General features: G+C 34.1%; 7 protein-coding genes. All 7 read right to left on the bottom strand.

Annotation, left to right across the window (positions count from 1 at the left end; genetic code table 11):
* Nucleotides 1-109 precede the first annotated feature (109 nt).
* Nucleotides 110-1,669, bottom strand: coding sequence for a CoA-disulfide reductase (locus ACTQ5K_RS25010; RefSeq protein ID WP_441994428.1), 1,560 nt, complete (start codon nucleotides 1,667-1,669; stop codon nucleotides 110-112).
* A 178-nt stretch (nucleotides 1,670-1,847) separates the two neighbouring features.
* Nucleotides 1,848-2,645, bottom strand: coding sequence for a phosphonate ABC transporter, permease protein PhnE (gene phnE, locus ACTQ5K_RS25005; protein WP_031536395.1), 798 nt, complete (start codon nucleotides 2,643-2,645; stop codon nucleotides 1,848-1,850).
* Nucleotides 2,645-3,463, bottom strand: a complete 819-nt coding sequence (gene phnE / locus ACTQ5K_RS25000; protein WP_031536394.1) for a phosphonate ABC transporter, permease protein PhnE — start codon at nucleotides 3,461-3,463, stop codon at nucleotides 2,645-2,647. Before phnE (ACTQ5K_RS25000) ends, phnE (ACTQ5K_RS25005) begins: the two co-directional genes overlap by 1 nt.
* Nucleotides 3,464-3,465: 2 nt before the next feature.
* Nucleotides 3,466-4,233, bottom strand: coding sequence for a phosphonate ABC transporter ATP-binding protein (gene phnC, locus ACTQ5K_RS24995; RefSeq protein WP_031536392.1), 768 nt, complete (start codon nucleotides 4,231-4,233; stop codon nucleotides 3,466-3,468).
* Nucleotides 4,234-4,309: 76 nt separating this feature from the next.
* On the bottom strand, nucleotides 4,310-5,218 hold the full coding sequence (phnD, locus tag ACTQ5K_RS24990; RefSeq protein WP_081836572.1) for a phosphate/phosphite/phosphonate ABC transporter substrate-binding protein: 909 nt from the start codon (nucleotides 5,216-5,218) through the stop codon (nucleotides 4,310-4,312).
* A 311-nt stretch (nucleotides 5,219-5,529) separates the two neighbouring features.
* Nucleotides 5,530-6,327 (bottom strand): inositol monophosphatase family protein, encoded by a 798-nt coding sequence (locus ACTQ5K_RS24985; RefSeq protein WP_031536390.1) that lies wholly within the window; start codon nucleotides 6,325-6,327, stop codon nucleotides 5,530-5,532.
* A gap of 528 nt (nucleotides 6,328-6,855) precedes the next feature.
* A complete protein-coding gene (locus ACTQ5K_RS24980) occupies nucleotides 6,856-7,248 on the bottom strand; it encodes a DUF4181 domain-containing protein (protein WP_160314264.1) in 393 nt (130 codons plus the stop codon).
* Between the last annotated feature and the right edge of the window lie 210 nt (nucleotides 7,249-7,458).

The raw sequence follows: 7,458 nt of genomic DNA, 5'->3' as shown, positions 1-7,458 counted from the left end.
AAAAAAACGAAATTTTGATGAAAGAAAATGTTTAGAAAGCGGATACAAAATTAAAAGTTTTATTTTATAAAAAGGGAGCTAAAAAAACTCCCACAAAAACTTGACTCAATCAACCTCTTAGACCAACTTGACAACTTACATAAATCGGTTGATCCTTTGGTAACTCATCTAACTTATCTCTTAATTGACCTAAGGAAATATTCTGAGATCCCTCAATAAAACCAAATTCTCGCTCTACACTTTCCCTTACATCTATTAAATATCCACCGTTTTGGACTATTTGATCCACTTCATGCCACTGGATTTGTTCTAGTTCTCCGTCTACAATATTAGTTGCAACATATCCTGCCATATTTACTGGATCCTTGGCAGATGAATAAGGCGGTGCATAGGAGAGCTCTAAATTCGTTAAGTCCTCTACTGTTAAATTCCCTTTTATTGCAGTTGCAATTACATCAATTCGCTTATCTACACCAGCTCTTCCAATTGCTTGTGCACCGTAAATTCGTCCTGTTTCTTTATCAAAAATTAGCTTTAAGGCAATAGGTGAGCTTTCCGGATAATAGCCAGCATGTGCATTAGGATGAATGTGAACCACTTCATATGGGATATTCCACTTTTGAAGCACTTTTTCATTGTTTCCTGTAGTCGCAACTGTAAGGTCAAATATTTTAACAATGGAAGTACCTAATGTCCCTTCGTACTTTTCTCTTTTTCCCAATATATTATTTGCCGCAATTCGTCCTTGACGATTTGCCGGTCCTGCTAATGGAATCATTGTCTTTTTTTTATTGATATAATCGCGAACCTCAATTGCATCTCCTACAGCATAAATATCTTGATTTGAAGTTTGGAGCAAGTGATTTACAATAATACCACCTTGTACTCCAATTTCTAAACCGGCAGATTTTGCTAACTCGTTTTCCGGTCTAACACCAATAGAAAGAATAGTCATATCAGAGGTTATCTCTGTATTATCTTCTAATACTACTTTCTTGCCATTTTCTTTAAATCCCTTCACTCCATTGCCTAAGATAAGAGTGACTCCATTTTGTTTAAGATGTGTTTGAACAGGACTCGCCATTTCCACATCAAGCGGAGCTAAAACCTGATTACCCTTTTCGATAACTGTTACTTTTATGCCCCGAGCAACTAGGTTTTCCACCATCTCTAAACCAATAAAGCCTCCTCCAATTATAACGGCACTATTTGGTGCTTGATGATCGACAAAATCTTTTATTCTATCTGTATCTGGTATATTTCTTAGTGTAAATAAAGATCCATGATTTTCTATCCCAGGAATAGGTGGAATAATTGGTCTAGCTCCAGGAGAAAGGAGCAATTTATCATAGAACTCTTCATAAACCTCAGCTGTTTTTAAGTTTTTAATCGTCACTTTTTTATTTTTTGCATCAATAGCTACAGCCTCACTATTTACTCTTATATCTAATTGAAATCTATTAGACATTCCTTCCACTGTTTGCACAAGTAATTTACTGCGATCTGTAATCGTTTCACCAATATAATAAGGCAATCCACAATTAGCAAAAGAAATATGCTCTCCTCTTTCAATTAAGATGATTTCAGCCTCTTCACTTATTCTTCTTAATCTAGCAGCAGCTGTTGCACCTCCTGCAACACCACCAATTATAATTACTTTCGTTTTCATATAAAATCTCCTCTCTTTAATACCTACAGGGGTATAATAGAATGTATAAAAAATACCCCAAGGGGTTTATTTATGTATTATATATGTCTTTAAATTGAAAGTAAAGAAAAAGGTGTCCAGCACTACAAAAGATAAGTAAGTATCTAATGCATCGCCTAACACCATTTTATGAACTAATTTATACAAGTCTTCTACGAATTCTACTACTTATAAAGTCAATGACAGAAACAACAACAATGATAATCATTAACATCATCCCAACTCGTTCCCAGCTACGCTGCATTGCGGCAATGATAAGAGGCGTACCAATTCCACCTGCACCAACTACACCAAGTACGGTAGATGAACGCACATCAATTTCATAGCGATAAATAGCATAAGAAGCAAATTCAGGAATAATCTGTGGAATTACCCCATACCAAATCGTTTGCAGTCTTCCAGCACCATTAGCTTTGAATGATTCAAGCACACTCATATCAATCGATTCAATAACTTCTGAATACAATTTTCCAAGCATCCCAATGGAGTTAATTCCAATCGCAAGCACCCCGGCAAATGGTCCCATTCCAACTGCAGCAACAAAGATAATCGCAAACATTACCTCTGGAAATGCACGAATTGCATTTAAAATCCATTTTCCAATATAGGAAAACTTCGAAATATTGGATGCAGCTAAAAATCCAAATGGAATTGCTAAAATGGCTCCAATAACTGCTCCTCCATATGCGATAGCTAATGTTTCAATCATATAGGCTATGTATTCAGGCACCTTCTCTAATACTGCATCATCAAAGAATGGATTCCAAAATAGACGTTGCAGTAATGCGCCTGGACTCAATGTTGATCCTCTATATGTCAAATCTGTAGTAGTCAGGGCAATATAGTATAGAAAAATAAGGATGACAGCAGAAATAATTGTTCTAATCCAAAACATCCTGTCTTTTTTCGGCTTTTGTATGATAGTATTTTTCGTCATTATAATAAACGCTCCCTTACACGACTACTTACAAAGTCAATGATAGTGACCGCAATAAATGTCATAAGTATGATAGTTGACACATTTCCATAATTAAATAAACTAGTTTGCTGTTTTAAAATAATCCCAATTCCACCTGCACCAACAAACCCTAAAATAACAGATGCACGTACATTTATTTCTAACACATATAATGCGTAAGAAGTATATTGCGGCAAAATTTGTGGGATGACAGCATATCTAATTACTTGAATGGTATTCGCACCAGTTGCCCGAATGGCCTCAAGAGGATTTGGATCAATCGCTTCAATTGTTTCACTTATAAGCTTTGCAAGAATCCCTAGTGAAAAAATAAACAATGCCCCAATACCGGAGATAACACCAATACCCATAAAGGCAACAAGAAGAACGGCCAGAATAAGCTCTGGTATCGTACGAATGATGTTTAAAATAAATCGTACAATTTGATAAAACACTTTGTTCTTATTAATATTTGCAGCAGCAAGAAAGCTTATTGGCAATGCAAATATAACCGATAGTGTTGTACTCAATAATGCCATATTCCACGTTTCTATTAATGCTTTCATAACGGTAGAAATGTACTTTAAATTAGGCGGAAAAAAATCATAAATAACAAAGTCTATAACAACTGGCATTCCAGCAATAATCAGATTTGGATAAGCTTCCGTGTAAAATGCAGAAGCTATATATAAGCCTATTACAATTATAAGGATATAAGTTATTGTTACTTTCGTCTTTGAATGGAATACAGCAATATTCCCATTATCCACTGACGCTTTATTCTTTTGCTTCGACATTATTATTCAGCTCCTATAATGTCATCTTCTTTAATTGGACGACCATAGATCTCTTCGAATGTTTTTTCACTTACTTCACTAACAGGTCCATCAAATACTACTTCTCCTTCACGCATGCCAATAATACGGTCTGCATATTCCATTGCCATATCAATAAAGTGAAGGTTAATAATTGTCGTAATCCCGTCTTCTTTATTAATCTTCTTTAAATCTTTCATAACTGTATGAGATGTCGGTGGGTCTAAACTTGCGACAGGCTCATCTGCCAAGATGACATTAGGCTTTTGCGTTAATGCTCTTGCAATACTAACACGTTGCTGTTGTCCACCACTTAATTGATCTGCTCTGCGGTATGCTTTATCGTCAATTCCGACTCTCGCAAGACTACCCATTGCCAATTCCTTATCTTCATTTGAAAATAATCCAAATAAGCTTTTAAATGTACCCGTTCTGCCAAGACTTCCAGTTAACACATTGCGAAGCACAGACATTCTTTTTACTAAATTATAGCTTTGAAAAATCATGCCGATATTTCTGCGGACTTCTTTTAATTGACGCTCATTACACTTTAACGTATCTTTTCCATTAATAATTAGTTCCCCTTCTGTAGGCTTCACTAATTGATTAATACTTCTTATTAAAGTAGACTTTCCAGCGCCTGATAAGCCTACAACAACAATAAATTCTCCGTCATTAATCTTTAAGTTAACATTCTTTAATCCTTGATGACCATTCGGGTAAGTTAAAGATACATTTTTAAATTCAATCATCTAAAGAAACTCCTCTGCATTTACTTACTTGTAAAAAAGGAGGTAATTAGCTCCTCCTTTTTTACATTACTGTCTATTATTCAGATAACTCATCTTCGAACTTGCTATATACTTCTCTTACAATATCATAATCTTCTGGCTTAGCCTCTGCAATTCCATCCCAAGTATATACATCATTCATGATTGCCATCATTTCTTCATCATCATTAAATGCTAGGAATGCATCTTTAATTTTTTGTTTCCATTCATCTGGAAGATCACTGCGTACAGATAATGTATCATTTGGAATTGGATCTGTATGACCGATAACCTTTAAGTCTTCTTTAACTGTAGGATAGTCACCTTCTACTGTATCACGTGCATCATCAAATGTAGTTGCAAAATCAGCTTGTCCATCAAGTAATGAAAGAATCGCATTATCATGTCCACCAACTACTGAATGTTGGAAATGTGTAGATAAATCCTCTACGCCCATATCCATTAATTGTGATGCAGGGAATAAATATCCAGAAGTAGATAATGTATCTGCATATGCCCAAACAAGACCTTCTGTATTTACTAAATCTTCAATAGAATTAATTTCTGAATCTGCAGGAACAACATATTGAGCAACATAACTGTCGCCGCCATTACGAATCGCTTTTAATAGTACATCAACATCGGCACGATCTTCTGCTTGAACATAACCAAATGGATTTAAGAACCCAATGTCAATTTTCCCCGTTCTCATACCTTCTACTAATCCAACGAAGTCAATCATAACTTCTGCTTTAACAGGAATTCCAAGTTCTTCTGAAAGTTTTTCCTCAAGTGGTTCTACTGTATCAGCAATTTTATCTGCCTCTTGTGATGGAATAAACCCTAAAGTTAATTCCTTAATTTCCTCGTCATTTCCATTGCTACTTTCGTTCTTTTCTTTCCCACCACAAGCTGTTAGTGCTACAAGCATTAATACCATAACTAGTGAAAATAATGTCTTTTTCAATTTCTTAGCCCTCTTTTCTTAATAAATTGTGTAATAAATAAAAGAAAACAACTGCAAAAAAACGATAAAAAAGTAGCTTTTAGTATGTATCTACATACTAAAAGTTTGTCCCCCCCTGTTCAAATTGTTGTAATGGATAAAATATATATAAAAATGGAAAAAGTCCATTTCTATTACGAAAGAGAGATATAAATACTGTAATACAAGTGGTAATAGTAATTAAGAAAGACTGACAATTACCTGATCCTTTATTTAGCTAAATGAAACATTAATTTTTTCAGAATATTCAATTTAATAGAAACCTACTATTTTTAAGATAGATATTCAAGAATATATTGATGAATTCCCGGTCTAGAAAATATAGTGGATGATTTCGTAAATACATTAATCGCTTGGTTTTCCAAGGTTGTCATTTCTGCACCTACTTCATTCAAAATGACTATACCTGCGGCAATATCCCATGGAGAAAGTCTAAAATCCAAGGAAGAATCTAATCTCCCACAAGCAACATATGCCATTTCTAATGCTGCAGAGCCAAGATAACGAACACCTCTTACATCATTTACTAAATGGTGCATTTTTTCATAGTCCACTTTTTCATTTGGAACAAGCCACAAATGATTGAAACATATTACTGCTTCTTCTACCCTACATGAAGTTAAAGTAGATAATGGCTGATCATTTAGAAAAGCGCCCTGATTTTTTATTGCAGAGAACAGTTCCTTTTTAATAGGATCATAAATATAACCAATGGTTGGGTCACCATCAATATAAACCGCAACAGAGATTGCATAATTCAGATTCTGATGGACAAAATTAGTTGTACCATCTATTGGATCAATAATCCACACTACTCCATTTTGAGTATCTGTTGGTAATACATCTGATAAGCCCTCTTCTCCTAAAACATAATGTCCTGGATAAGTCGTCTTAATATTTTCGACAAAAAACTGTTCAATTTCTTTATCTTTTTGTGTAACAATATCGGCAGCAGATGTTTTATATTCTACATTTAACTTTTCCTGGTGAGATAACGCAAGGCGTGCTCCCGCTTCCAACGTCCATGCCTTCGCTTTCTCAGCAATCTCAGCCACTCTCGAATCTCCCATCTTTTCCTCCTCTGAAACTTACTGTATACAAGACTTCATTAATTTATGTATAAAATAGCTATAAGAATTAATAGTTTTGCCGTTATTTGTAACTATATGTTAGTTTATATCACATCATCTCTACTTTCAATAGAATATTGAATTTTTTCATGCTAATTTTTATTTTGCAAAAGTTTCCACAATAATATTAATAAAAAATTTACATTCTACCTAACGCTGTAAATAACTGTGGTTAATATATATCCCCTCAATATGTTGATTCACTGAATGCAGGAAAAGTTAAGGATTGGAACAGAGAGAATGTAATGATAATCTCTTGTCTAAAAAAATAGAAAGCAAATTGCTCTCTACTTTTAAATCTATACAACCATCACTGCATTTAAGATTTTATTATTCTATTATATTAAGAATAAATCAGTCGGCAGTTTTCCACATAGAAGGAATGTTTATAACTCGCCTTTAAAGCGTAAAACACTCCTCCGCTTTAATTCCTATTCCAAGTACTAGTCTTTTTCCTTGTACTACATATTATCCGAGCCATGATGTTGTAGCTATCCACACAATTCCACTGAACAATAGGAGTAGAAAACCAAGTTGAAGAAATGTAAATAGCGATTCTTTGCGATTGTCCAAATACTTCCACTCCATTAAGGCACGTGTAAGTCCTGAAACAGTAATGAAAAGAAGCAATACAAAATAGGGCTGCAAATACCACAGTTTATAAGCATAATTTATTATAAAGGCTATAAATAAAAGGAACATGAAAGCAATTCTTATACACCAATCGATTCGTTCGTGCACTTTATTTATATGGTTATAAGAGAAAAACTTTCGTCTTGGTAATTTCAATATTTTTCTAGCAACTAAATCAATTAGGTAACTAGCTATAAAAAAGACAAATAATATGATCAATAATTTCAACCAAAAAATTCCTTCGAATTCGTACATAGCTCGTTTTCCTTTCTCCGTTATTTTTATGTAAATATATACGAACTCACTAGTGTTGCATTAATTTAATTCCACTATTAAAAATACTCGAAATGTTCACTTTTATTATTTTATGCATAGAAAAAGTCCTTTATAATGGATAAGTCAGGTGGTAACCCGTCCAAATCCACTAAAAAAGGACCA

Origin of the sequence: Niallia sp. Sow4_A1, from assembly GCF_052116745.1 — a bacterium.
GTDB classification, from domain to species: Bacteria; Bacillota; Bacilli; order Bacillales; family Cytobacillaceae; genus Niallia; species Niallia hominis.
The sequence above is the reverse complement of the archived record's forward strand: the minus strand, read 5'-3'. Positions and strand labels throughout refer to the sequence as shown.